Origin of the sequence: Halocalculus aciditolerans (assembly GCF_014647475.1) — an archaeon.
Taxonomy (GTDB): Archaea; Halobacteriota; Halobacteria; order Halobacteriales; family Halobacteriaceae; genus Halocalculus; species Halocalculus aciditolerans.
In genome coordinates, this window is the sequence record NZ_BMPG01000001.1 from 821,669 (window position 1) to 843,832 (window position 22,164).

The 22,164-nt window shown below is 66.4% G+C and carries 26 protein-coding genes, 1 tRNA gene and 1 pseudogene; 18 read left to right on the forward strand and 10 right to left on the reverse strand.

Annotated features, from left to right (window positions below; genetic code table 11):
- The first annotated feature begins 50 nt into the window (after nt 1-50).
- Nucleotides 51-233: a hypothetical protein gene (locus tag IEY26_RS04160; protein ID WP_188976132.1), complete on the forward strand. Its 183-nt coding sequence runs from the start codon at nt 51-53 to the stop codon at nt 231-233.
- On the opposite strand, the gene IEY26_RS04165 is transcribed toward IEY26_RS04160, so the two are convergent.
- Entirely contained in the window at nt 215-613 is a 399-nt protein-coding gene (locus tag IEY26_RS04165) for a hypothetical protein (protein WP_188976134.1), read from the reverse strand. The two genes, IEY26_RS04160 and IEY26_RS04165, sit on opposite strands and share 19 nt — an antisense overlap.
- A 60-nt stretch (nt 614-673) precedes the next feature.
- Between IEY26_RS04165 and IEY26_RS04170 the strand changes: the two genes are divergently transcribed.
- The 4 genes from IEY26_RS04170 to IEY26_RS04185 all read left to right on the forward strand — a co-directional run bounded on the left by IEY26_RS04170 (nt 674) and on the right by IEY26_RS04185 (nt 3,561).
- Nucleotides 674-841 (forward strand): hypothetical protein, encoded by a 168-nt coding sequence (locus tag IEY26_RS04170; RefSeq protein WP_188976136.1) that lies wholly within the window; start codon nt 674-676, stop codon nt 839-841.
- Nucleotides 842-879: 38 nt separating this feature from the next.
- Nucleotides 880-1,962: a glycine cleavage system aminomethyltransferase GcvT gene (gene gcvT, locus IEY26_RS04175; protein WP_188976138.1), complete on the forward strand. Its 1,083-nt coding sequence runs from the start codon at nt 880-882 to the stop codon at nt 1,960-1,962.
- Nucleotides 1,963-1,968: 6 nt separating this feature from the next.
- Nucleotides 1,969-2,343, forward strand: a complete 375-nt coding sequence (gene gcvH / locus IEY26_RS04180) for a glycine cleavage system protein GcvH (protein ID WP_188976140.1) — start codon at nt 1,969-1,971, stop codon at nt 2,341-2,343.
- Between the two features lie 699 nt (nt 2,344-3,042).
- Entirely contained in the window at nt 3,043-3,561 is a 519-nt protein-coding gene (locus IEY26_RS04185) for a hypothetical protein (protein WP_188976142.1), read from the forward strand.
- An 88-nt stretch (nt 3,562-3,649) separates the two neighbouring features.
- Here IEY26_RS04185 and IEY26_RS04190 read toward each other — a convergent pair.
- Nucleotides 3,650-4,436: pseudogene (locus IEY26_RS04190) on the reverse strand (IS6 family transposase).
- Nucleotides 4,437-4,862: 426 nt separating this feature from the next.
- Nucleotides 4,863-5,192 (reverse strand): hypothetical protein, encoded by a 330-nt coding sequence (locus IEY26_RS04195; protein ID WP_188976144.1) that lies wholly within the window; start codon nt 5,190-5,192, stop codon nt 4,863-4,865.
- 490 nt (nt 5,193-5,682) lie between these two features.
- On the opposite strand from IEY26_RS04195, the gene gcvPA reads away from it, so the two are divergent.
- The 4 genes from gcvPA (at nt 5,683) to IEY26_RS04215 (ending at nt 9,712) form a co-directional block, all read left to right on the forward strand.
- The gene (gcvPA, locus tag IEY26_RS04200) at nt 5,683-7,014 is read left to right on the forward strand and encodes an aminomethyl-transferring glycine dehydrogenase subunit GcvPA (protein ID WP_188976146.1); all 1,332 of its coding nucleotides are present in this window, start codon (nt 5,683-5,685) and stop codon (nt 7,012-7,014) included.
- Complete coding sequence (gene gcvPB, locus IEY26_RS04205) at nt 7,011-8,432, forward strand: aminomethyl-transferring glycine dehydrogenase subunit GcvPB (protein ID WP_188976148.1); 1,422 nt, start codon at nt 7,011-7,013, stop codon at nt 8,430-8,432. Before gcvPA ends, gcvPB begins: the two co-directional genes overlap by 4 nt.
- A gap of 50 nt (nt 8,433-8,482) precedes the next feature.
- Nucleotides 8,483-8,902, forward strand: a complete 420-nt coding sequence (gene nikR / locus IEY26_RS04210) for a nickel-responsive transcriptional regulator NikR (RefSeq protein ID WP_188976150.1) — start codon at nt 8,483-8,485, stop codon at nt 8,900-8,902.
- A gap of 72 nt (nt 8,903-8,974) precedes the next feature.
- Nucleotides 8,975-9,712, forward strand: a complete 738-nt coding sequence (locus IEY26_RS04215; protein ID WP_188976152.1) for a hypothetical protein — start codon at nt 8,975-8,977, stop codon at nt 9,710-9,712.
- A 184-nt stretch (nt 9,713-9,896) separates the two neighbouring features.
- Here IEY26_RS04215 and IEY26_RS04220 read toward each other — a convergent pair whose 3' ends face one another.
- The 3 genes from IEY26_RS04220 to aspS form a co-directional block, all read right to left on the reverse strand.
- On the reverse strand, nt 9,897-10,064 hold the full coding sequence (locus IEY26_RS04220; RefSeq protein ID WP_188976154.1) for a DUF7838 family putative zinc beta-ribbon protein: 168 nt from the start codon (nt 10,062-10,064) through the stop codon (nt 9,897-9,899).
- Nucleotides 10,065-10,483: 419 nt separating this feature from the next.
- Nucleotides 10,484-11,533, reverse strand: a complete 1,050-nt coding sequence (locus IEY26_RS04225) for a Vms1/Ankzf1 family peptidyl-tRNA hydrolase (protein ID WP_188976155.1) — start codon at nt 11,531-11,533, stop codon at nt 10,484-10,486.
- Between the two features lie 63 nt (nt 11,534-11,596).
- Nucleotides 11,597-12,907 (reverse strand): aspartate--tRNA(Asn) ligase, encoded by a 1,311-nt coding sequence (gene aspS, locus IEY26_RS04230; protein ID WP_188976156.1) that lies wholly within the window; start codon nt 12,905-12,907, stop codon nt 11,597-11,599.
- Nucleotides 12,908-13,124: 217 nt separating this feature from the next.
- On the opposite strand from aspS, the gene IEY26_RS04235 reads away from it, so the two are divergent.
- The 4 genes from IEY26_RS04235 (at nt 13,125) to IEY26_RS04250 (ending at nt 14,334) form a co-directional block, all read left to right on the forward strand.
- Complete coding sequence (locus IEY26_RS04235; protein ID WP_188976158.1) at nt 13,125-13,385, forward strand: glutaredoxin family protein; 261 nt, start codon at nt 13,125-13,127, stop codon at nt 13,383-13,385.
- Nucleotides 13,386-13,919 carry a cob(I)yrinic acid a,c-diamide adenosyltransferase gene (locus IEY26_RS04240; protein ID WP_188976160.1) on the forward strand — a complete coding sequence of 178 codons (534 nt, stop codon included), beginning with the start codon at nt 13,386-13,388 and terminating at the stop codon, nt 13,917-13,919.
- 43 nt (nt 13,920-13,962) lie between these two features.
- The gene (locus IEY26_RS04245; protein WP_188976162.1) at nt 13,963-14,220 is read left to right on the forward strand and encodes a DUF7553 family protein; all 258 of its coding nucleotides are present in this window, start codon (nt 13,963-13,965) and stop codon (nt 14,218-14,220) included.
- A 39-nt stretch (nt 14,221-14,259) separates the two neighbouring features.
- Nucleotides 14,260-14,334, forward strand: a tRNA-Val gene (locus IEY26_RS04250).
- 286 nt (nt 14,335-14,620) lie between these two features.
- Here IEY26_RS04250 and IEY26_RS04255 read toward each other — a convergent pair.
- The gene (locus tag IEY26_RS04255) at nt 14,621-14,794 is read right to left on the reverse strand and encodes a hypothetical protein (RefSeq protein ID WP_188976164.1); all 174 of its coding nucleotides are present in this window, start codon (nt 14,792-14,794) and stop codon (nt 14,621-14,623) included.
- Nucleotides 14,795-14,851: 57 nt separating this feature from the next.
- Nucleotides 14,852-15,829: a DMT family transporter gene (locus IEY26_RS04260; protein WP_188976165.1), complete on the reverse strand. Its 978-nt coding sequence runs from the start codon at nt 15,827-15,829 to the stop codon at nt 14,852-14,854.
- A gap of 193 nt (nt 15,830-16,022) precedes the next feature.
- On the opposite strand from IEY26_RS04260, the gene IEY26_RS04265 reads away from it, so the two are divergent.
- The 4 genes from IEY26_RS04265 to IEY26_RS04280 all read left to right on the forward strand — a co-directional run bounded on the left by IEY26_RS04265 (nt 16,023) and on the right by IEY26_RS04280 (nt 19,988).
- Nucleotides 16,023-16,814, forward strand: coding sequence for a helix-turn-helix transcriptional regulator (locus tag IEY26_RS04265; RefSeq protein WP_188976167.1), 792 nt, complete (start codon nt 16,023-16,025; stop codon nt 16,812-16,814).
- A 112-nt stretch (nt 16,815-16,926) separates the two neighbouring features.
- Nucleotides 16,927-17,571, forward strand: a complete 645-nt coding sequence (locus tag IEY26_RS04270) for an SDR family oxidoreductase (RefSeq protein ID WP_188976169.1) — start codon at nt 16,927-16,929, stop codon at nt 17,569-17,571.
- A gap of 69 nt (nt 17,572-17,640) precedes the next feature.
- Complete coding sequence (locus tag IEY26_RS04275; protein ID WP_188976171.1) at nt 17,641-19,497, forward strand: SLC13 family permease; 1,857 nt, start codon at nt 17,641-17,643, stop codon at nt 19,495-19,497.
- A gap of 179 nt (nt 19,498-19,676) precedes the next feature.
- The gene (locus IEY26_RS04280; RefSeq protein WP_188976173.1) at nt 19,677-19,988 is read left to right on the forward strand and encodes a hypothetical protein; all 312 of its coding nucleotides are present in this window, start codon (nt 19,677-19,679) and stop codon (nt 19,986-19,988) included.
- A gap of 159 nt (nt 19,989-20,147) precedes the next feature.
- Here the strand turns inward: IEY26_RS04280 and IEY26_RS04285 are convergent, their stop codons facing one another.
- A complete protein-coding gene (locus tag IEY26_RS04285) occupies nt 20,148-20,675 on the reverse strand; it encodes a GNAT family N-acetyltransferase (RefSeq protein WP_188976175.1) in 528 nt (175 codons plus the stop codon).
- An 89-nt stretch (nt 20,676-20,764) separates the two neighbouring features.
- Here IEY26_RS04285 and IEY26_RS04290 point away from each other — a divergent pair, with 89 nt between their 5' ends.
- Nucleotides 20,765-21,796, forward strand: a complete 1,032-nt coding sequence (locus IEY26_RS04290; protein WP_188976177.1) for a DNA-methyltransferase — start codon at nt 20,765-20,767, stop codon at nt 21,794-21,796.
- Between the two features lie 33 nt (nt 21,797-21,829).
- Here IEY26_RS04290 and IEY26_RS04295 read toward each other — a convergent pair whose 3' ends face one another.
- Entirely contained in the window at nt 21,830-22,099 is a 270-nt protein-coding gene (locus IEY26_RS04295) for a hypothetical protein (RefSeq protein ID WP_188976179.1), read from the reverse strand.
- Nucleotides 22,100-22,164: the final 65 nt, after the last annotated feature.

The window sequence follows — 22,164 nt, forward strand, 5'->3', positions numbered from 1 at the left end:
GCGCGGCTACCGACTGTCGCCGGCCACCGAACACACCAGCCGGTCCGACCATGCTCGCCTGCCAGAACTGCCGTAACCGGTCCGCGTTCCGCCTCACCATCGAACACACCGTCTCGCTCGGCGTCGACGACCCGCCGGCGGTCTCGCTCTCCCTTCAGTGCGCCGCCTGCGACAGCACCGCCGTCGCCGGCGACCCGGTCGCGGCTCTCGACGACTACCTCTCCGCCGCGTAGAACGGCGAGGCCGCGCGGACGAACTCCGCACCGACGTTCGCGCAGGCCGAGTCGAGTACGCCGACGACGGTCGACGCGAGCGCCGGCGAACAGCGCTCGCAGAGACACGCCGCCGTCGCCTCGGGGAGCCAGACCTCCGCCGGCCGCTCCCGGAACACGAGCACGACCGCGGCGCGCGTCGCGTCGACGACGTCGTCGCTTCGGTAGTGGACGAACCACCGGCCGTCGGCGGCGGAGTAGACGACGGCCGAACACAGTCGGTCGTGTCCGCCGAATCCGTCGCCCGCGTCGGAGGTGTCGCGTGCGCTGCGGGCGCTGCGGGCTGGCTGTCCCGCTTCGAACACGAGCCGGCGTCCGATCCATCCCGTCTGCGACGACATTGACTATTTCGTCGAAATAGCTACGAGACGATAATAGTGCCGACCCGCACTTCCCGGGTAATGAGTGACGACCGGATTCTCGGCACGACGAAAGTGACAGACAGGTGGCGGATGAGTCTCATCAAGGCGGTGCGCGAGGAGTTCGAAGCCGACGGCGACTCGGTCGAAGTCGGCGACCAGATCGTCTTCCGGAAGCAGGACGGGAAGATCGTCATCGAGCCGGCCTGATAGCAAAGCCATTAGGTGCCGGCGTTCGACCCACGGGTATGGGTGCACGGACGCCGCCACTACGCGGCACGCACGAGGCGGACGGCGCGACGTTCACGGATTTCGGCGGCTGGGAGATGCCCGTCCAGTTCGAGGGAATCCGCGCCGAACACGCCGCTGTCCGCGAGGAAGCCGGAAAGTTCGACGTGAGCCACATGGGCGAGATTCGGGTTCGCGGCCCGGACGCCGACGAACTCACGAGTCGCCTCACGTCGAACGACGTCTCGGCGCTCGACCACGGCGACGCGCAGTACGCCGCCATCACGAACGACGCGGGAGCGATGCTCGACGACACCGTCGTCTACCGCCTCCCGGAGAGTGACGACGACGACCTGCTCTTCGTGCCGAACGCCGGCCACGACGACCAGATGTATCGGCGGTGGACCGACCACCGCGACGAGTGGGACCTCGCCGCCGAGGTGGAGAACGTCACCGCGGAGTACGCGATGTTCGCCGTACAGGGCCCGGACGCGCCCGGACTCGTCGACGACCTGGCCGACGCGGACCTCTCCACGCTCTCCCGATTCAGCGCCCAGTACGCGGACGTCGCGGGCGTCGAGTGCTGGGTCGCCCGCACCGGCTACACGGGCGAAGACGGCTTCGAACTCGTCCTCCCCGCCGAGCACGCGGAGACCGTCTGGGACGCGCTCGACTGCCGACCCTGCGGGCTCGGCGCGCGCGACACGCTCCGCCAGGAGTACGGATTCCTCCTCTCCGGACAGGACTTCGACCCCGAGACCAACCCGCGAACGCCCGTCGAGGCGGACATCGGCTTCGCCGTCGACGTCGACCACGACTTCCCCGGCCGCGACGTCGTCGCCGACCAACTCGAACACGGCACGGACGAGGTCTTCACCGGCCTCGTACTCACCGAACGCGGCGTCCCCCGCCACGGCTACGAAGTCAGAGCTGACGGCGAGCGAATCGGCGAACTCACCTCCGGGACGATGAGTCCGACGCTCGACCAGCCCATCGGCCTCGGCTACATCGACACCGGGTACGCCGAGGACGGCCAGGGCGTCACCGTCGTCATCCGCGGCGAGGAGAAGACCGCAGAAATCACGACCCCCCCGTTCCTCTAACACACCATGTTCGACGTTCCCGACGACTGCTACTACCTCGAATCGCACGAGTGGTACCGCCCCGCCGACGGCCGCGTCGGCATCACCGACTTCGCGCAGGACGAACTCGGCGACGTCGTCTTCGTCGAACTCCCCGACGACGGCGACGAACTCACCGTTGACGACCAGTTCGGCGTCGTCGAATCCATCAAGGCCGTCAGCGACCTCTACAGCCCCGTCTCCGGGACGGTCGCGGACACGAACGACACGCTCCACGACAAGCCCGAGCTCGTGAACGACGACCCCTTCGGCGACGGCTGGATGCTCGAACTCGACGACGTCCCCGAAGACACCGTCGACGCCCTCCTCACGCCCGAGGAGTACCGCGAGCAGATCGAGTAAGACTCGGACTTTCGATTCCCGTTTTTCGCGCGTTCAGCGGATGGCTTTGGATTCACGGATCTGGAAGCGGAGTTAACCATCAGTTCATCGACGTTGAATCAGCGACTCGCAGAGGCGCAGAGTCACGGGCTCGTCACATCCGGGATGAACCTGGGTGAGACCGCGGTCCGGAAGGAGTACCGAATCACGACGCGTGGGGGCGCGTAGTCCGGCGGATGGACCGGCAGGGAATCACGCACGCGTGCCAGACGATTCTCGATTATACGCACCGGATCGAGGACGAGATGGATTCGTTAGTTGAGTGGGTGACGACGCATCAGGCAGAGCTCGCGCGCCTCGACGATCAGCCCGCGTACGTGGACGCGTTCGGCGAATCAGTCACGACTCCAGTCGATGAGGAGGTCGAGTACGATGACGAATTCACGAGTCAATCCGGACCTTGGGTTACTCAGCTGAGGCAATGGCTAACAACCAAAACTACGATATCGGGTACTTCAACGGGTGTTGATAGGAGTTACAATCCGTCTTCTGCCCTCCCACTGGCAGAAAACTTATTAAATGATGCGGTCCATAAAATGTATGACTAGCCGTAGACGGTTTCTGTCCCTCCTTGGTATTAGCGGATTAGGGGTGACTACCCCAAAATTACTGGACCGCCCTTCAAGAACCGATTCACTGTCCAATAAGGGAACAAATACTATGCAACGAACGATAACGATACAAAACGACAACTCGGTAATAGAGAGTATCGGACTTACAGTAGGGATTGAACTGGTTCAGGATGTGATCACGGCTACTGAGCCAGGCGATCTGAGGATTGTTTTGGTTAATTCCAGCAAAGAAAAACATTCCTTTTCAACGGGAGCAGAGCCAGTTATCGGGCCGATCATCGGGTCGGAAGGGGAAAACAGGCTGGTTCTTCTTCCTATCGACAATAGGAATCCTCAGAATCCGAGTAAGGGACAGCCCTGGCATCTTAACGAGGTGCCTGCACAGAAGGCATCAATTAATCGGTTTGAGTTAGATCCTGGTGAGGCGACGACTAAACGTCTCCGCATTTGGGACGCCCCACAGAACAGGTCATACCTCCCGAAAGGAGAGTATGAATTCGCAGTTCCATTTAAACTGTTCAAAGAGTCAGGGAATAGTGAAATGGCCACGTTCAACACTGCGGAAGAAGCGAAATGGTGGTTCACGATATCACTCCAAAACAAGTGACTACGATCCACAAAACTACTCAAAGAAACCATCGCTCGACCGGACCGAATTCTTCGTTTTCCGAACTCATTTAGCCAGAAGGCACTGTCTAGTTCTGCACCTCCTCAGCTGGCGTTTTTCCACCGAGAGATTGATGCGGTCTCTGTTTATTGTAGTAGTGCATAAACTGTTCAAGGCATTCGCGGACGCTCGACCGACTGCCCACCCACGAGTTATGGAAACGGTCGATACGCATTTTGAGCGTGTCGAACCGCTTTTCGATAAGGTTCCGGTCGGTACCGTCCACCCGAGCGTTCAACCCTAATCGAGCAAGGGCAGTCTGATAGCCGAATCTATCGGTCAGAAATACCGTATCGGAGAGATCGTGTTTCCCGCGGAGACCATGCAGGAACGCAGCCGCCGGATCGGTGCCATGCCGACCGAACAACTCGACGTCGAGAATCAGTTTCGTCTCGATGTCTATTGCAGTGTACAACCAAGACCACTCGCCGTTAATCCCGATAGCGGTCTCGTCAACGGCGACCCTTGACGGCTTCGCCGTCACCAGAACGCAAAGCGTTCTGGTTGGCACACGAGAGCTCCGCTCTCGTGAGCGTCGGCGGGTCGCAGGCGCTATCAGAGATCCGATATACCTAGTTCCAAACCGCTCTATGTGAGCGTTCAACGCCTAATTCCGCGAGAATCGTTTTCATATCACGAAGCGAACAACAGGTTTCGTGGAGGGTGGCGGCGAACGCCCTGACGGGTGTCCCCAGAGATCTTCGATTTCTGGGTGCGAACGAGCGCTCCGCTCTCGTCAACGTCACCGTCGGCTCGTTCTCCCAAGCTTCTTCTAAATCCGCGTCATCGCTCTCGCTGAGCAGGTCTGCGAGCATCTCTAGTCAAGTTACTCAACGACCTGCTCACTTCTCAAACTGACCCAACTAGACAGTGCCCTCTACCCCATTCAGTAAGACTTGCATGACGTCTCCTTGAATCACACCACCCGACGAGTGAACGTCTACATCGATGAGGAGCGAACAGCTGAACGGTCGTCTCCTCGCTCGTTATATCCGCGATGGGCTACGATTTTCGGCCTTGGAGTAATTTCCATCCACTGACGGCAATCCCAAGTAATACCGCAACTAGATACAGATATACGGTCCACGGTTTGTGGTTTAGTAACGACACTACATAGAGGCCGAGGATCAAATTTATGATCCAGAGAGCTAGCATGCCCGCTGCTCTCTTACGATAGGAGTTATCCATGTCGATACTTATGAATTCTAAGTGTTAAATGTACCATTCTTTCAACTCACGAGTCACTGACTGTGAATACTCCCCGTTGTTCCTCCGACGTAGTATCTCTTGTAAGTAATTTCAACACCACACCCGTCGTCGTACACCTCAATTTCTCCGATGAAAGCCGTTAACGCTATAGATATAATCTCCGGAACCACTGCTGGGACAGCGCCGATTCCGGTCGCGTCCAGGATAACCGCGGTAACGGCACTTACCGCATCTCCTGCGATGAGGGACGCCGCAACTTGCTTCGTGAGTTGATGGTCCATCCAGAGGTTAACCTGGGCATAGGTTGTCTGGATAGAGTATGTCAGTTTGGTCTGGCCACAGTTCGTTGCCTGAGCGGTCACACCAGTCGAGTTACTACTCAACGAGGTAGACGAGATCCCGGTACTGGAAGCCGAGACGGATGGCGTGACCATCACACGCCCTTGTTTCTCTTTCAGTGTCCAGTATCCTTTCTGAACCCCCTTATTCAGGAAGGCAGCGAGCGTTTGGGCATCGATTCCTCTAGGAAGACCAGATGCCAGCGAAGAGAGCGCGAAAATATTAGCCGAGTGGTGGTTTGTAGATGTCCAAATAGCCAGGTTGGGCTCGGCGAGAACACGCGATTCTGTATCGCGATCATTGGTTTATTCTGTCGTCTTCGTCGGTTGGCGGGGTTGACGTCGAAACGGCTGATTGATACGCGTCTTTGCCCACACTGGACAACCCACCCGCTAACACATACACGAACGTGCGTAGTTTTCGGTGCTCGCGTGGTTCCGGAACCGGGAGTATCATATCCTCCGGTCCGCAATCACCGCGCATGAGCACGCGCGACACGACAGAGGTTCGACGATGAGCGGACAACGCGGGGGGAGCCCGTACGCGCCGCACACGCCGGACGAAACGGCAGAAATGCTCGACGCCGTCGGCGTCGACTCGGAAGAGGATCTCTTCGACATTCCCGCGTCCGTCCGGTTCGACGGCGAGTTCGGCTTGGACGCGCGCAGCGAGCAGGAGGCGCGGCGGCACGTCGGCGATCTCCTCGGGGCGAACGACGACCTGACGGAGTTCCTCGGGCGCGGCCACTACGCGCACTACGTCCCGTCGCTCGTCGACCACCTCTCCCAGCGCTCGGAGTTCATCACCTCGTACACGCAGTACCAGCCGGAAGTGACGCAGGGCTTCCTGCAGGTGCTCTTCGAGTACCAGTCGATGCTCGTCGAGCTGACGGGGCTCGAAATCGCGAACTGCTCGATGTACGACGGCGCGACGGCGCTCGCGGAGGCCGCGCTCCTCGCCGACCGCGCGCGGAGCGTCGACGGCACCGCGGTTCTCGTCCCCGAGAACCTCCGCACGGCGCAGTTCGAAGTGCTGGAGAACTACCTCGGCGGCCAGGACCTCCACGTCGAGACCGTCCCGACTGTCGACGGGACGCTCGACGTCGACGCGCTCCGCGAGGCCGCGGACGCGGACACCGCGTTCGTCTACGCGGAGAACCCGACTGTCACGGGCGCTATCGAAGAATCCCTCCGAGAGATCGGCGACATCGCGGACGAGGCGGGCGCGCTCTTCTGCCTCGGCAGCGACCCCGTCGCCCTCTCTCTCCTCCAGCGGCCGAGCGACGTCGGCGCGGACGTCGTCGTCGGCGACGCCGCCGCCCTCGGCGTCGGCCACGCCTACGGGATGGGGCTCGGCCTCTTCGCGTGTAGGGAGGAGTTCCTCCGGCAGGTCCCGGGGCGACTCGTCGGCGCGAGCGAGGACCAGAACGGAGTGCGGGCGTACACCCTCACGCTCCAGACGCGCGAACAGCACATCCGCCGGGAGCGCGCCACGTCGAACATCTGCACGAATCAGGCGTGGGTCGCGCTCCGCACGGCCATCCACGCCGCCTCCCTGGGCCCGCAGGGCCTCGTCGACCTCGCGAACGACATGGTCGACCTGCCACGAGCGCTCGCCGCCGACCTCGACGCCATCGACGGCGTCACCGCGCCCGTCCACGACCGCCACCACTTCCGCGAGTTCGTCGTCGCCGTCGACCGGCCCGCCGGCGAGGTCTGCGAGGAACTCGAAACTGACGGATTCGCCGTTCACCAAGTCGGCGACACCGAGATTCAGGTCTGTATCACCGACGTGAACGAACACGCCGCCGACGACCTCGTCGCGGCCTTCGAGGAGGCACTATGAACTACGACCAGGCACGCTGGACGCACGACGACGAGACGTACGAACCGCTCCTCTCCGAGAAAGGCACGCGCGACGTCGAGGTGGAGTCCTCGCTCCCCGACGACCTCACGCGGGACTCACTGGAGCTCCCGGAGCTCTCCGAGCCCGAGCTCGCGAGACATTACGTCCGCCTGAGCGAGCAGAACTACGGTGTCGACTCCGGGCCGTACCCGCTCGGGAGCTGTACGATGAAGTACAATCCGAAGTTCACGGAGGACCTCGCGGCGCGGCCGTCCGCGGCCGTTCACCCGGACCGTTCCGAGGAGAGCGTACAGGGAACGCTCGGCCTCATGCACGGCCTTCAGGACCAGCTGGCGAGAATCGGCGGGATGGACGCCGTGACGCTCCAGCCGCCCGCGGGCGCGGCGGGCGAGTTCGCGGGCATCCGCATCGCCGCGGCGTTCCACGAGGCGAACGGCGAGGGCGACCAGCGGACGGAAATCGTCATCCCGGACAGCGCGCACGGCACGAACTTCGCGTCGGCGGCGCTCGCGGGCTACGACGTCGTCGAACTCCCCTCTGCCGACGACGGCCGCGTCGACCTCGACGCGCTCGACGCCGCGGTCGGCGAGGAGACCGCCGCGCTCATGCTCACGAACCCGAACACGCTCGGGCTCTTCGAACGCGACATCGAGACCATCGCCGAGACCGTCCACGACGCCGGCGGCCTCCTCTACTACGACGGCGCGAACCTGAACGCGCTCCTCGGCCGCGCTCGCCCGGGCGACATGGGCTTCGACATCATGCACTACAACGTCCACAAGACGTTCGCGACCCCGCACGGCGGCGGCGGCCCCGGAGCCGGCCCGGTCGGCGTCGTCGACCGTCTCGCCGACTTCCTCCCCGACCCCCACGTCCGCCAGACGGACGACGGCGTGTTCGAGACGTACACTCCCGAGAACTCGGTGGGTCACCTCCACGGCTTCGCCGGGAACTGGCTCGTGCTCGTCAAGGCCTACGCCTATATCGCGCGTCTCGGCGACGACGGCCTCAGCGACGCCTCCGCGAAGGCGGTCCTGAACGCGAACTACCTCGCCGAACGGGTTCCCTACGACGTTCCGCACGGCCCCTTCCACCACGAGTTCGTCGCGTCCGCCGGCGACCAGGACGCCGCCGACGTCGCAAAGCGCATGCTCGACTACGGCGTCCACCCGCCCACGACGAAGTGGCCGGACATCGTCCCCGAAGCCCTCATGACCGAACCGACGGAGGTCGAGAGCAAGCGGAGCCTCGACCAGCTCGCCGACGCCTTCACCGCCGTCGCCGACGAAGACGACGAAACCCTCCACGCCGCCCCCGAACGCACGACCGCGCGCCGCATCGACCAGACCACCGCCGCCCGGAACCCCCGCCTGTCCTGGCAGGCCCTCGACGACTGACCGGCCGATTTACTAGCTTCTTATTACTCATTGGCGACTCAGTTAACAATATGACCGTCGTCAGCGTCTCCATGCCGGACGAGCTCTTAGAGCGTATCGACGAGTTCGCCGACGACCACGGCTACACCGGTCGCAGCGAGGTCGTCAGGGAAGCGGCGCGCAACCTCCTCGGTGAGTTCGAGGACAAACAGTTGGAGGACCGCGACCTCATCGGCGTCGTCACCGTGCTCTTCAACTACGAGGAGACCGCCGTCGAAGAGCGCATGATGCACCTCCGCCACGAGCACGAGAACCTCGTGACGGCGAACGTCCACAACCACGTCGGCGACCACTACTGCATGGAGCTCTTCATCCTCGAGGGGAGTCTCGAAGGCATCTCCTCCTTCGTCGGCCGCGTCCGCGCGACCCGTGACATCCTCAGCGTCGACTACTCGGTCATCCCCGTCGACGCCTTCCCCTACAGCCAGTAACCCAATAGATTTCTCTGGGAGCGCACACACAATTAAGTTCGCGCGGGGGGTTTACACGCGTGGGAACTCACGATGGCGAAGCTCACCGTTCGCATCCTCGACACGGGCGTCTCCGGCGAGGACCGCGACCAGGCCGAACGCGCGCTCCACACTGCCGCCGACCGACTTCCCGACGGTTACCTCGCCGTCGGCGACACCGTCACCTACGACGGCGACCGGCCGAACACCGCCGACCGAAGCGCCCTCGACGCCGCCGTCGACGGCTGGCTGAAAGACCGATTCTCACCGGACGAAACCCGGAATACGACCTTCCACGTCCTCGTCGACGCCGGGCCGACGCGCCTCGCGAGCGACGCCCTCCGCACCCGCTCGGTCGGTCCGGCGCTCGCCGCCGGCGTCTGCACGCGCGTCGCCGGAATCGCCGGCGACGACGGCTACGCCCACGGTCTCGCCTACACGAACACGTGGGTCGACGCCTTCGTCTCGCTCGCCCCCGTCCCCTACTCGCCGAAACGCGCTATCCCCGTCACCGCCATCCACGAGCTCGGCCACTCGCTCATGGCGGGTATCGACGCCGAGAACGAACACTACCTCGGCGAACAAGCCTACTACGACGCCGACGAGACGCACGCCCACGTCACCCCGATGACCTACTGGTACGACGACCAGCTCTCCACGTGGGCGCGCAACCCGAATGAGGTCGAATCCACCTGTCCCGTCGACCCCGCCGACCTCGACCGCGCCGTCGAGGCGTACAGCGACCGCACAGTCGACGCTATCACCACGCACGTCGACGCCCACTACGACTAACTCCGCCACTGACGCCCGGCGACAACGCGCTACGACCCCGGCGACGCCTCTGCGAGCCTTCCTCACCCGACACTCGCTCTCGCTCCCGACATTGCCCGCGACAGCATTTTGCGCCGTACTCGCGTCGAGCGGCGTCGCGTGGCGATGGCTACGCGGCGGTGGAGGACGGAGAGAATCCGTATCGTTACGCGGGGAGCGAGTCGATGTCGCCGTCGATCTTGACGAACCCGTAGCCGCAGTCGGTGCAGAACCACTTCGTCTTCAACCCGAGGTGGAGGTGGGTCGCGGCCGCGCGGTAGAACTCCTGTTCCGCGTCGCAGTCGGGGCACTCCCGTTCCAGTTCCGTAGCCATACTCGCTCCTCTGGCCGGCGCGTACGTTAACGTACTGGTTCGACCGGCCGGTACTGTTCACATGAGGCGATTGTGACGGGAGAAACGTCGGAGCCGTCGTTTCCGAAACCCCCCGACTGCTCGGCGGCTGCGAACGCCGCTGCGCGCGGCCTCCGGCCGTGCTTGCGGGTTGGTTCGAGAGAGCGAAGCTCTCTCGTCATCACGAAAGGCGCTTTGCGCCTTTCGAACGATCTCGCTCGCCGAGCAGTCGGCCCCCTTTCGATTTCCAACCCCGCGGTGGTTGTGGCGATGGTCTATGCGTATCTGAACACCTCGGACCGACCACGCCGCCGCGCCGAGACCGCTCTGCACCGAACGCCTCCGCACCGCCCGAGCGACGCCACCACGAGTCGATAAACCGAATGTGGCGATATGGATATCTACTCGATGGGGAAGCGGAGGAGTGCGCCGACGCCGTCGAACCCGCGGACGAACCGCGCCCCGCGGTCGGAGTCCGCAGACACGACGACGCAGTCGCCGCCCTCGTCTTCCGCGCGCTCGCGGAGGTGCTGTCGGCGTTCCGCGTCCAGCGACGCCGCGACGAGGAGGGTATCGACCGCGCCGTACGTGAGCGCGTCGTCCACCGCGTCCACGCCGTACGCGACTGTTTCGTCGCCCACCCCGTCGAAGAACGCGTCCAGTGTCTCTCGAACCTCGCCGTCCGCGTCGAAGTCGTCGCGCGCCCGCTCCGCGAGTTCGCGCAGGCCCGTCTCGGAGGCGTGGTCGACGGGGTACGTGTCGAGGAGGCGGTCGGCGAGTCGATAGTCGAGCACGTCGGCGTCGCGGAACTCCTCGACCGTGATTTCGGTGCCGCCGAGCGCGAGGCCGTCGACGAGCGGGTCGGTGAACGCGTCCGCCGCGGCCGCACCGACCTCCGCGAAGAACGCGCGTTTCTGGGCCTCGCGGCGGCGCGCGAACCGCGCCGCCGACTGCCCGCCCTTCGAGTGCTTCCCCATCACGTCGCTGTCGACCCGCTCCACGGGCGTCACCCCGCCGTCCTCGTAGACGCCGAGCGCCGCGCCGCCGCGCTCCACCACCAGCAGGCCGTACCGCCCGCCGCCGCGTTCTGCGGCGTCGAGCGGCTCGGTCACGAACGCGTTCTCGACCGCGTAGACCCGCTCGCTGACTGGCCGGTCGAGGTCGTCGAACACGAACTCCGTCAGGCTGCCGTCGACGACGCCCGCGTAGACCGCGAGGCCGCCGTCGGGGATCTCCGTATACTCGTGGAGGCGGTGGCGCACCGCACCGAGCGCCTCCACGACGGGCTCGCTCGCCGACTCGTCTAAGTATTCGGCCGCCGCGTGGTCTTCTTCCACGTCCGCTAGCGCGGCGTTCAAATCACCGTCCGGCGGGAGCGTGAGGGAGACGAGGCGGTTCTCGTCGGCGTCGACGGACCGGACGGCCGCGAGCCGATCAGCAAACGAAGCCATCGTCTCCCGTTATCGGACGCCGAGAAAAAGGTCTTCCCGCCGAATCGCCGTGGGACCGCGAACCTAGGGCGTGAGGCGCGTCGGGTCGCGCGGGAAGAGGATGGCTTCCTTGATGTTGTCGAGGTCGCAGACCTTCTGGACGAGTCGGTCGATACCGAGGCCGTAGCCGCCGTGGGGCGGCGTCCCGTAGCTGAGGCCTTCGAGGTAGAACTCGAAGTTCTCCTCCGGGACGTCGTTCTCCGCCATGACCTCCTTCATGACGTCGACGTCGTGCTGACGCTGGCCGCCCGAGGAGAGCTCCTGGCCCTTGTAGATGAGGTCGAACTTCCGGGAGGCGATGTCGTCGCCCTCGACGTCCTGCATGTAGTAGAACTTCTCGCCGGGGTAGCCGACGACGAAGAACGCGGGGTGGCCCTGCTCCTCGAAGTGCTGGCCGAGCAGGCGCTCGCCCTTCGTGTCGAGGTCCGTGGGGTCCTCGGGGAAGTGGCCGAACTGGGCTTCGAGGATGTCGAGGGCTTCGTCGAACGTGATGCGCGGGAAGTCCTCTTCCGGGACGGTGAGGTCCACGCCGAGCTCGTCGAGTTCGCGCTCGGCCTCGTCGGCGACGGCCCGGAGCGCGTAGCGCAGCGACTCCTCCTGAACGTCCATGACGTCGTGGTGGTCCTCGATGTAGGAGAGCTCGACGTCGAACATCGAGATCTCGGAGACGTGACGGCTCGTCGCGAAGTCCTCCGCGCGGAACGCCGTCCCGACCTCGTAGATCTTATCGAAGCCCGACGCCATCAGAATCTGCTTGTAGAGCTGCGGGCTCTGCGAGAGGAACGCCTCCTGTTCGTAGTAGACGACCGGGAAGAGCTCCGCGCCGCCTTCCGCGCCGCCCTTCGAGATTAAGGGAGTTTCGACGTCGACGTAGCCCTCGTTCTGGAACCACTCCTCCATCGCGTCCATCAGCTTCGACTTCAGCGTGAAGACCGCCATCACCTCGGGCTGGCGGAGGTCGACGCCGCGGTGGTCGAGGCGCGTGGAGAGGTCGGCGTCGACGTCCTTCGAGATTTCGAGCGGGAGCGGCGCGTCCGCCTCGTCGATAACCTCCAGTTCCTCGGGGACGAGTTCGACGCCGCCGGGGGCCTGCCCGGACTCCGTGACCTCGCCCGTGACGCGGACGACGTCCTCTGCGCCCAGCTCCTCGGCCTGCTCGAAGAGCTCGGGCTCGCGGTCCTCCTTGAAGACGCCCTGAATGAGGCCGTCGCGGTCGCGGACGATGACGAACACCAGCCCGCCGAGGTCGCGGAGTTCGTGAACGTGCCCCGCGACGGACACCGTCTCGCCGTCCATCGCTTCCGTAATCTCACTCGTATACGTGCGTTCGATCATGAGTGGTCGGTTACCCTCCTCTATCTGACTCGGGCACTTGACTACTGCTATCCGGCGTCGACGGCCAGCCCCGACGCGCAGTTCCGGCCCGCTCCGGCGAGCCGCCTCCTCAGGCGGCCGGGCCGCCGGACCACTGACCCAGAGGAACCGACCGGGCGCGAAACGACCGGGCGTGTTCGCGGGAAACTCCTATGAGGCTTCCCGTCCCACTTCGAGTATGAGCGACGACCTCGTGCTGTACTCGCTGGACGGCTGTCCGTACTGTCAGAAAGTCCACGACGCCCTCGACGACCTCGGTCTCGACTACGAGACGCGCTGGGTGGAGGGCCTCCACTCGACGCGGAACGAGGTGAAGCGCGTGAGCGGGCAGCGCGCCGTGCCCGTCCTCGTCGACGACGACCGCGGCGTCACGATGGCGGAGTCCGCGAACATCGTCGAGTACGTCGAGAAGACGCTCGCGCCCGCGGTAGACGCATAGATGAAGATCTACACCGGCCGCGGCGACGAGGGGATGACGGACCTCCAGGACATGTCCCGCGTCTCGAAGACGAACCCCCGCATCGAGGCCTACGGCACCGTCGACGAGGCGAACACCGTCGTCGGGATGGCGCGCCCCACCGGCTACGACGACATCGACGAGTGGCTCTCCGGCGCGCAGAACCACCTCCACGTCATCCAGGCGGACCTCGCGAACCCCGACCCCGACGAGGACTCGCCCGTCATCACCGAAGCGCACGTCGACGAACTCGAAGCGTGGATCGACACCGCCGAAGCCGAACTGGAGCCGCTCACGCACTTCATCCTCCCCGGCGGGAGCGAGACCGGGTCGCGACTCCACCACGCCCGCGCCGTCTGCCGGCGCGCCGAACGCCGCGCCGTCACCCTCGCCGACGACGAAGACGTCAACGCCGCCGTCGTCGCCTACCTCAACCGCCTTTCCGACGCCCTCTTCGAGTGGGCGCGCCTCGTCAACGCCCGCGAAGGCGTCCCCGAACACCAGCCAACCTACTGAGTCCGCCGACACGCTTATTCTCCGTCCGGGTATACTGTCGCCTATGAACCAACACTTCAAAGACGCGCAACACCACCTCACCAAAGCCGCCGAAGACGCCCGACACGGCATCGAGGACGAACTCGACGACGTCGAAACCCGCGTCCGCGAACTCATCGGCAAGGAGAAAGACCCCGAGCCCTCCCGCGTCGAAAAACTCCAAGCGGACCTCAAGAACCTCGAACAGCGCGCCGAAGGCGAAGCCAAGAACGCCATCGGCGACGCCCGCCTCAAAATCGACGCCTACCGCAACTCCGAATAAGCACCCTTAAGGGTTCCCTCCCTCTACATCGAACTGTCCGGGTCGGTGGTCTAGTCCGGTTATGACGGCTCCTTCACACGGAGCAGGCCGGCGGTTCGAATCCGCCCCGACCCACTAATTCTGTCGCGAGTCACCGACGAGCGACGAATTCGTTCGGAGGGGCGATTCGAACTAGGGAGGACGCGCAAGCGGTAGCGAGCGCGTCCGACCGTAGTTGACGCGAGCGGAGCGAGCGTCAAGGACGAATCCGCCTCGACCCATGAACGTTCTCGACGAGCGATAGTGACCATGGTCGCGGGGAGCGGCACGAGTGGTTCGAAATCGGCCGTGACGAATCCGCGTCGGCGAAGCGCGTCTCTGGAACGACGAGGGTGACCGATAGCGTTGCTGTGGTGTTCGGTTAGCGTTCGGTGTGGTCGGGTTCGGGCTCGGGTTCGTCGGGGGCGGTCGGTGGTGGTGTGGCGTCGGGGGTTGGAAGGCGTTCGTTGCAGAAGGGGCAGTGGGTGGTGTTGACGAAGGTGTTGACGAGTCGGTCGCAGTCGGGGCACGGTTCCACGGGGGCGCTATCGGTCATGAACAACCGTTCGTGTCGGTGCCCCTTAGTTATTGCCTAGCCAAGGTGTTGTGTTGGTCAGTCGGCGTCGTGACCGGTGGCGTCGTCGAGGCGGACGGTGGGGGTGGCGTTCTGGGTCGCGTCGGTGGGGAGGAAGTCGGTGAGGGCGGTGGTGAGGTGGCGGCTGCCGATGATGGCGAAGCCGGCGAAGACGACGAGGAAGCCGGCGACGGTGAGGGGGGTGATGGTTTCGTCGAGGACGAGTGCGCCGCCGGCGGTGGCGGCGAGGGGGACGACGTAGAAGATGAGGTTGGCGTGGGTGGGGCCGGCGTCGTCGAGGAGGGTGAAGTAGGCGATGAAGGCGAGCGCGCCGGCGAAGACGCCGACGAAGGCGAGGGCGGCGAGGCCGGTGTGGGTCCAGGTGACGGCGTCGAGGGTCTGGCCGTCGGCGGCGGCGAGGGCGTGGGTGAGGAGTGCGCCGAGGGGGAAGGCCCAGGCGGTGCGCGTGGTGCTGGAGAGGTCGCCGTCGGCGCGGCGGATGAGGACGCTGCCGAGGGCGGCGCTGGCGGCGCCGCCGAGGAGGAGGAGTTTGCCGAGGCCGCCGGCGAGGAGGCTGTCGGGGGTGGGGTTGACGACGACGGCGACGCCGAGGAGGCCGACGGCCATGCCGAGCGCGGTGCGGCGGGAGAGGCGTTCGTCGTCGAGGAGGAGGGCGGCGAAGACGGGTGTGAGGATGGGGTTGAGGCTGAAGACGATCGCGCCGATGGCGCTGGTGGCGTACTGCTGGCCGACGAAGAGGAAGGCGTTGGTGAGGCCGACGGAGAAGACGCCGGCGGCGGCGATGGCGGCGAGGTCGCGGCGGCTGCGGGGGAGCAGGCTCCGGAGCGGGCGGGTGAGGAGGACGTAGGCGGCGAGGGCGACGGCGGCGACGTCGAAGCGGAGGGAGACGAAGAGGAGCGGCGGGAAGAACTGGAGGCCGTACTTCGCGGCGACGAACGTGCCGCCGAAGAGGAGGCTGGCGGCGAGGAAGGCGAGGGCGGTGCGGCGCGCGGCCACTACGCGGTCACCTCCGCGGGCGAGAGAGCGAGGAGTTCGTGCATACACGGATGGAGGGGCGTCAGGGGGATAGTGCCGTCCAGAAATCGTTTCGCGGGCGCGGCCGGGGCGGGCGGCGCGCGGGACGTTGCACGGCGTGCAACCCTTGCAGGGTGGAAAGCGATTTACCGCGAGGGCGAGGAAGGAGGAGTATATGGAGTCCGTGCTGGAGGAAGTGGAGTTTCTCGCGCGCTCGCCGAACCGCGTCGAGGTCCTGCGGCTGCTCGCGGAGGACCGGCAGACGCGGGACGAACTGGCGGCGGCGACGGGGGCGTCGCAGGCGACGCTCGGCCGCATCCTCACCGACTTCCAGGAGCGGTCGTGGGTGCGGCGGGCGGGCGCGCAGTACGTCGCGACGGCGACGGGTCGGCTGGTGGCGAGCGGGTTCACCGACCTCCTCAACATCATCGAGACGGAGCGGGAGCTCCGCGACATCGTGGAGTATCTGCCGACGCACGCGATGGATTTCGATCTGGGGCGGCTGGCGGACGCGACCATCGTGACGCCGAGTCAGACGCGGCCGGACGCACCCGTAAAACGCGTCGTCGACCTGATTCGGGACGCAGAGGCGGTCACGGTGTTCTCGCACGCGTTCAACAACCAGAGTCTGGAGGCCGTCGAAGCGCGCGTCGCGGCGGGCGAGCAGACGTTCCGCGCGGTCTTCTCGGAGCGCGCCATCGACGCGCTCGCGGACGACGCGCCGCTCCGCCGGCAGTTGGAGTCCCTCCTCGACGCGGACGGCGCGGAAATCCGCGTGCGCGACGAGGATATCCCGCTCGCCGTCACGACGGCGGACGAGACGGTCCACATGCTCTTGCGCGACGAGAACGGCGTGCTGCAGGCGTCGCTCGACACCGATGACGACGCGGTCCGGTCGTGGGCGCGCGACACCTTCGACCACTACTGGCGCACCGCGACGCCCCTCGACGCCGCCGACCTCGCCTGACTCGCGGTATTCCACTTACTGATTCGACTCATCGAGACGACTCATCAAGGGGGTTTTCGGCGAGACCGCCGACGGGCGTCGACTTCTTCCGGGCGAGCGCGCAAGGACGAGTATGGACGTACTCGTCGCCGGCGCGCACGGGAAGGTCGGACAGCACGTGACCGAACTGCTCGCGGGGAGCGAGCACGGGGTTCGCGGGATGGTGCACGACCCGAAGTACGCGGCAGATATCGAGGCGCTGGACGCGGAGCCGGTAGTGGCGGACCTGACGGACCCGGTGTCGCTCCCGGACGCCGTCGGCGGGTGTGACGCGGTCGTGTTCGCCGCGGGGTCGAGCGGCGCGGACGTCTGGGGCGTGGACTGCGAGGGCGCGAAACACCTCGTCGACGCCGCGGGCGACGCGGGCGCGGACCGCTTCGTGATGTTGAGCGCGATGAACGCCGACGCGCCCGAGGAGGGGCCCGAGGAACTCCGCGAGTACCTCCGCGCGAAAGCCGAGGCGGACGCCTACCTCCGCGAGAGCGACCGCACCGACACCATCGTGCGGCCGGGCGCGCTGACTGACGACCCCGGAACCGGCCGGGTTCGGACGGGCCGCGACCTCGACCGCGGCGAAGGGACGATTCCACGCGAGGACGTCGCGGAAACCCTCGTCACCGCCCTTCCGATGGCGAGCACGCACGGCGTGACGTTCGAAGTGCTCAGCGGCGACGACCCCATCGAGCGCGCGCTCGACGACCCGGTCGACGACGCCTGAGCGCGGACGGGAACGAACGGACGGGCGGGACGCATCGCTTTTCTGCCGGGGCCGTGACGCGGGAAGTGTATGGTCGTCCCACCGGTGACGACGGGGACGCTCGTCGTCTTCGCGCTCATCGCCGTCGCGCTCGTGTTGTTCGTGACGGAGGTGGTGCCGTCGGACTTCACCGCTATCGGCGTGCTGGTCGCGCTCGCCGTCCTCGAACCCTATACGGGCGTTCCGGCCGCGGACGCCATCGCGGGGTTCGCCAGCCCCGCGACGGTGACCATCCTCGCGATGTACATCCTCAGCGAGGGCGTCCAGCAGACCGGTATCGTCGAGCGCCTCGGCGTCTACCTCGCGCGGCTCACCGGCGGGGACGAGACGCGACTGCTCGCGGCGACCATCGGGACGACCGGGCTCTCCGCCGGCATCGTGAACAACACGCCGGTCGTCGCGGTCTTCATCCCGATGGTGACGGGGCTCGCCGAGCGCGCCCGAATCTCGCCGTCGAAACTCCTCCTCCCGCTCTCCTACGCCGCGATGCTCGGCGGCACGCTCACGCTCATCGGCACGGCGACGAACCTCCTCGCGAGCGACTTCGCGCGCGAGATTCCCGGCCGCGGCCCCATCGGGATGTTCGAGTTCACGCCGCTCGGCGTGCTGGTGTTCATCGTCGGCGCGGCCTACCTCCTCACCGTCGGCCGCCGACTCACGCCCGAACGCGTCCCGCCGCTCGCGGCCCTCACCGAGGAGTTCGCGGTCGACCGCCACCTCGTTCGCTTCGGCGTCCCCGAGGACTCCGCGCTCGTCGGCCGCGGCGTCGACGCGTTCCACGAGGAACTGGACGCACAGGGTGCCGACGCCGACCTCCTCCAGGTCGAGCGGGACGGCGAGGGCTTCCACGCGCAGTCCTCCGACCAGACGCTCGCCGCCGGGGACGTCCTCACGTTCCGCGCGACCGCGCGAACCGCCGACCGCCTCCTCGACCAGTACGGTCTCAGCCAGCCGCGGGCGGGCGACGTCTCCGACGACGACCTCGTCACCGACGCGAGCACCGTCGCCGAAGCCGTCGTCCTCCCGGACTCCGCGCTCGTCGGCGAAACCCCGGCGTCAGCCGAACTCGACGTCCGCTACGACACCACGGTGCTCGCCGTGCAGCGCGGCGACGACCTCCTCCGCGACGCCGTCGAAACCGTCGAACTCCGCGCGGGCGACACCCTCCTCCTCCACGCGACGCCCGCCGGCGTCGACCACCTCCAAGCGCGGGGCGACGTCTCCGTCACCCACGTCCCCGAGGGCGAACTGGACCTCCTCGAACCCGACGCCGACGAGGCCGACGTCGCGCCGCTCAGCGCGAAGACGCCCGTCGCCGTCGGCATCGTCGCCGTCGTCGTCGGCCTCGCTGCGCTCGGCGTCGTCCCCATCGTCATCGCGGCGCTCGGTGGCGTCGTCGCCATGGTCGTCACCGGTTGTCTCGCGCCCGCCGACGCCTACGACGCCGTCAGCTGGAACATCGTCTTCCTCCTCGCCGGCGTCCTCCCGCTCGGCGTCGCCATGCAGCGCACCGGCGGCGCGGCCGTCGTCGCCGGCCTCCTCGTCGAGAGCGCGCACGTCCTCCCCATCATCGCCGTCCTCGGCCTCTTCTACGTCCTCACCGGCCTCTTCGCGAACGTCATCACGCCCGTCGCGAGCGTCGTCCTGATGAGCCCCATCGCTATCGACACCGCCACCCGCGTCGACGCCGACCCCTTCGCCTTCCTCCTCGCCGTCACCTTCGCCGCCTCCGCCGCCTTCATGACGCCCATCGGCTACCAGACGAACCTCATGGTCTACGGCCCCGGCGGCTACAGGTTCACGGACTACGTCCGCGTCGGCGGCCCCCTCCAACTCCTCCTCGCCGTCGTCGTCACGCTCGCAATCCCCGCGTTCTTCGGCCTCTAACGCTCCACTCACCGGTTCTCCGACGCCTTCCCCTCGCTCACAGTCGCCGCCGTCGTCCGCGCTCACGGCGTCGACGTCCGCGCTTTCTCGCACCCAGCGCCGCTCGCACCGACGCGGCGGTCTTTCCCCGAACCGCGGCTGGCCCCCACGCTCAACTGTCACCGCGTCGAACTCCCCGTATGTCGATGCAGACCTACGAGCTGGTCGTGACGGAGGACGACTCACACGCGGGCCTCGACGTCGAAGTCCGTGGTGCCGACGACCTCATCGTCGCCTCGACGCGCCTCGACTACGAGGACTACGGCGAGGAAGCGCTCCGCGAGGACGACTACGACGGGGAGACGTGGACCGCGGAAGCCACCGCGGACGTCGAACGCGTCGACGTCGAAGTCGAGACCGACGGCTCCGGATTCACCGTCACGCTCGTCGGCGACGACGAGCCGCTCGAGCGTATCTACGTGAGCCGGCAGGACCTCGAAATCGGGGGGTGACGCGGCTCGGAACGAGCGACCGGGACGGGAGCGAGCGAGAACCGCGAAAAAGCGAGCGGGGAGGTACGACCCGCGAGCACGGTCCGAACGGGTTCGTCCCTGCTCGCACTCACTGGCGTTCGCGCGGGCGATGCGGTTCGGAGGGCGTGAGCGACGCGGTTAGAGGCGGCGGGACATGCGGTAGGTCGCGCCGACGGGGTCGTCAGTCGTGAAGCCGTGTCGGCGGTAGAGTTTCTGTGCGCCGCGCTTCCAGGATTCGACGGAGAGCCAGACGCGGGTGACGGCCTGCGATCTGGCGTGGCCGAGGCCGGTGCGGATGAGTTCGGTGCCGACGCGGGCGCGCTGGTAGTCTTGGTGGACGAAGATGGCGAGTTCGTGGGTGTCGTCGTCGGGGACGAAGGCGACGTGGCCGACGACGCGGTCGTCGTGGCGGGCGACGACGCCGGGGCCGGTGGTGACGTGGTCGAGCCAGTCGCGGACGGCCGCTTCGCCGACGGGCGGCGTGCCCTGCGCGCGCATCGCGGGGTCGAAGTCGTCGTACATGGCGGCGAGCGCGTCGACGTCGGCGTCGGTGAACGCGCGGTAGTGGATTGGGCGGCCGTGGGCGTCCTCGACGGTTCGCGGCGGGGTGGGGAAGTCGTCGTCGGGGCGGACGCGGTCGAGGAGTCGGCGGAGTCCGTCCAGCATGCGCTATCGACCGACCCGTGGGTGGGAGTCGTTATCACGTTTCCGCCGATGGCGGGGGTTTTTGCGGGCGGACGGCGGAGTCCTCGCCAATGCGCACGCGGCACACCGTGACCGTCGGGGACGCTCGCTCGCTCCCGCTCCCCGACGACTCCGTGGAGCTCGTGGTGACGTCGCCGCCGTATCCGATGGTGGAGATGTGGGACGAGGCGTTCGGGGCGCTCGACGACCGCGTCGCGCCGGCGCTCGACCGCGGGGACGGCGACGCGGCGTTCGACGCGATGCACGACGTGCTCGACGACGCCTGGGACGAGGTCGCGCGCGTCCTCGTAGACGGCGGCATCGCCTGCGTGAACGTCGGGGACGCGACGCGGACGCTCGACTCCTTCGAACTCTACCCGAACCACGAACGCGTCGTTCGCGCGTTCCGCGAGCGCGGGTTCGACCAGCTCCCGGGCGTGCTCTGGCGGAAGCCGACGAACTCGGCGGCGAAGTTCATGGGGTCGGGGACGCTCCCGCCGAACGCCTACGTCACCCTCGAACACGAGCACGTCCTCGTGTTCCGGAACGGCCGCCGGCGGTCCTTCCCGCCGGGCGACGACGACCGCTACGGCGCGGCGTACTTCTGGGAGGAGCGCAACGAGTGGTTCTCCGACCTCTGGACGGACATCCGGGGGAAGCGACAGGCGCTCGACGGGGACGCGCGCGAGCGCTCCGCCGCGTTCCCGCTCGAACTCCCCTTCCGCCTGATAAACATGTACAGCGCCTACGGCGACACCGTCCTCGACCCCTTCTGGGGGACGGGGACGACGACGACGGCGGCGATGGTCGCCGGCCGCCACTCCGTCGGCGTCGAACGCCTCCCCGACCTCGTCGACGCCTTCCGCGAACACACCGACGAGGTTCCCGGGCTCTCCACGGCCATCCAGTCGGAGCGACTCGACGACCACCGCGCGTTCGTCGACGCGCGCCGCGAGGACGGCGACACCCCCGGGTACGACGCGACCTACTACGACTTCCCCGTCGTCACGAAGACCGAACGCGACATCCGCCTCTACGCCGTCGACGACGTCGAGCCGACGCCCGACGGCTACGTCGCCGACCACACTCGCCTCGAACAATAACCCTCTCCCTCGCCCTCCTTCGCTTTCTTCGCGTCAGCTCCCGATGACGCCGAGGACGTCGCGGAGCAGCCATATCGCGCCGAGGTAGAGGATGCAGGCGGCGATGACGACGATGCCGATAGTCCCGATGACGCCGGAGTAGTAGAAGAGGAGGACGGCGAGCTGGTACTCGCCGGCGAGCCGCTGGAAGTAGAGGCCGGCGGCGGCGACGAAGAACGAGAGGAACCAGATCGCGATGCCGACGACGACGACCATCGCGACGTACGGGTGGACGAACCGGTCGAAGAACGAACGCACTCCCATACGTCCTCTCGGGGGCCTGTGGGACTTATCAGTCCCGACTCCGCGCCGCTCCGAGACCCCGCCAC